This is a genomic window from Luteibacter sp. P4_D7_3, from assembly GCF_056401735.1.
In genome coordinates, this window is sequence record NZ_JBFUIT010000431.1 from 1 (window position 1) to 2633 (window position 2633).

The 2633-nt window shown below is 65.0% G+C and carries 3 protein-coding genes; all 3 read left to right on the forward strand.

Annotated elements, in window-relative coordinates:
* Nucleotides 1-1558: GH92 family glycosyl hydrolase (locus tag AC1DSN_RS21085; RefSeq protein ID WP_477332677.1), on the forward strand; the 1558-nt coding region annotated here is incomplete at its 5' end.
* Between the two features lie 215 nt (nucleotides 1559-1773).
* On the forward strand, nucleotides 1774-2433 hold the full coding sequence (locus AC1DSN_RS21090; protein ID WP_197478282.1) for a MotA/TolQ/ExbB proton channel family protein: 660 nt from the start codon (nucleotides 1774-1776) through the stop codon (nucleotides 2431-2433).
* A gap of 3 nt (nucleotides 2434-2436) precedes the next feature.
* Nucleotides 2437-2633, forward strand: a 197-nt coding sequence (locus AC1DSN_RS21095; protein ID WP_477332679.1) for an ExbD/TolR family protein, incomplete at its 3' end; no start/stop codon positions are given.

The window sequence follows — 2633 nt, forward strand, 5'->3', positions numbered from 1 at the left end:
GGGCTATGCCGACCTGATGGTGGGCACGAGCTCGGACGTCGCCTTCTCCGATGCATGGCTGAAGGGCGTGCGTAATTTCGATGTCTCCGCCTTCTACCAGTCGGCCATCCGCAATGCCTCCAGCGTCAGCGAGGTGAAGGGAGCCGGTCGCAAGGGCATCCAGCGTTCGCTGTTCAACGGCTATACCGACGACGGCGTCAAAGAAGGCCTGTCCTGGTCGATGGACGGCTACATCAACGACTTCGCCATCGGCAACCTGGCCAGGGCACTGGCCAAGGACGCGCCAGCCGGTGACGCCTACCGCGCCTCCTACGCCGACGATGCCGCTTGGTATCGCTCGCGTGCCCTCGGTTACACCAACCTGTTCGATCCCGCCGTCGGTTTCTTCGTCGCACGCGATGCCGCAGGCAAGTGGCGGTGGGATGCGAAGGAGTTCAACCCGATTCGCTGGGGTGGCGACTACACCGAGACCAATGCCTGGAACATGGCCTTCCACGCCCCGCAGGACGGTGCCGGCCTGGCCGCGCTGTACGGCGGTCGCGAGGCGCTGGCTGCCAAGCTCGACCAGTTCTTCAGCACGCCGGGCAAGTACGACGTCGGCGACTACGGCGACGTGATCCACGAGATGATCGAGGCACGCGACGTGCGCATGGGCCAATACGGTCATTCGAACCAGCCCTCGCATCACATCATCTGGATGTACGACGAAGCCGGCCAGCCGTGGAAGACACAGGACAAGCTGCGCGACGCGGTGTCCCGCCTCTATGTGGGCAGCGAGATCGGCCAGGGCTATCCGGGTGACGAAGACAACGGCGAGATGTCGGCATGGTGGTTGTTCGGTGCCGCCGGTTTCTATCCGCTGCGCATGGGCACGCCGGAGTACGTCATCGGTGCGCCGCACTTCCCGCACATGAGTCTTCGTCTGGAAGGCGGTGCGACGATCGACATCAAGGCGCCGGGCGTGAGCGACACGAACCGTTACGTGCAGTCGCTAACGGTCAACGGCCAGCCGTGGAACAAGCTGACCCTGCCGCACGAACTGCTGGCGAAGGGTGCGACGCTCGAGTTCACCATGGGGCCGACGCCTTCGACGTGGGGAACCGGTGCCGATGCGCTGCCGGCTTCGATCAGCGCCGAAGGCAGCAAGCCTGCGCCGCTGGTCGACCTGACGAGCGAGGGCGGCAAGGCCTTCGGTTCATTGAAGGGCGCCGAGTTGGACAAGCTGTTCGACAACACCTCCGATACCTCGGCGCATCTGGCCGCGAAGGACGCCGTGGTCGGCTGGCACTTCGATCATCCGGTGACGGTGGAGATGCTCACCCTGACCTCGGGCGCCAAACCGGGCGATGCCTCGGGCTGGGTGCTCGAGGGGTCGACCGACGGCAAGCACTACAAGGCGGTCGATAAGCGTGAGGGTGAAAGCTGGCCGTGGCGCTTGCAGACGAGGGCGTTCGCTGTCGGCACGCCGGGCGCGTATGCCTGGTACCGCCTGCGTCTCGTTTCCGCTGATACGAATGGGCTGGACCTGAGCGAGGTCGAGTTCCTCGGCCACCGCTGAGAGCTTTGCTCTCTCTGTAGGAGCCGATTCATCGGCGATGGGTGCTCGCGGTAACCCGCGGCACCCCTCTCCGCACGGATCGCCGCTGAAGCGGCTCCCACAGTAGAGCTGCTTCCCTAGAGGGAGGCTGTCTGCCACAAGTGTTAAGGGCGCCTCAGTCCCCGTGGCGGGCCCTGCTATGATGCCCGCCTGACTTTTGTTCATCCGGGGTTGACGTGCTCGAGATCCTTCTGGCTGGCGGCTGGGCTTTGCTGCCGATCCTCATTTGTTCCTTTGTTGCGCTCGCGATCATCCTCGAGCGTTTCTGGGCATTGCGCCGTTCGTCCGTGTTTCCGCCGGGGCTGGGCGCTGAAGTGCGCGAGTGGGCGCGATCCGCCTCGCTCGACGCCTCCCACCTCGAAGCCCTCGAGAAAGGCTCCCCGCTGGGCGAACTGTTCGCCGGCGCCCTTGCCGTGCGCGACCGTCCGCGCGAGCTGATCAAGGAGCGCATCGAGGACACCGGTCGCCATGTGGTCCATCGCATGGAGCGCTACCTCAACACGCTCGGCACCGTGGCCCTCATCGGCCCGCTGCTCGGCCTGCTCGGTACCGTCATCGGCCTCATCCGCATGTTCATGGGTGTGATGGCCGGTGGTATCGGCGATCCGACCAAGATGGCCGGCGGTATCGGCGAGGCGCTCATCTGCACGGCGTTCGGCCTGGTCGTGTCGATCCCGGCTTACGTGCTGCATCGCTATTTCCGTTCCAAAGTGGGCGGCTATGTCGTGCAGATGGAAAAGGAAGCCACGGCGCTGCTGGACGACCTGTCCGCGCCGCGCCCGGCACCGCGCCGTCGCACCGCCGCGTCGGAAGCCGCTACCTCGCAGGCTGGCTGATCCATGCGCATCGGTTCCCGTCGCGAGGACGATTTCGAGATCAACGTCATTTCGTTGATCGACGTGCTGTTGACCCTGCTGATGTTCTTCGTGCTCAGCACCACCTTCGTCGAGCACTCCCGGCTGAAGGTCAACCTGCCCAAGGCCGACAGCCAGGCGCGCGAGTCCACCGACAACGCGCTCACCCTGGTCGTCGATCG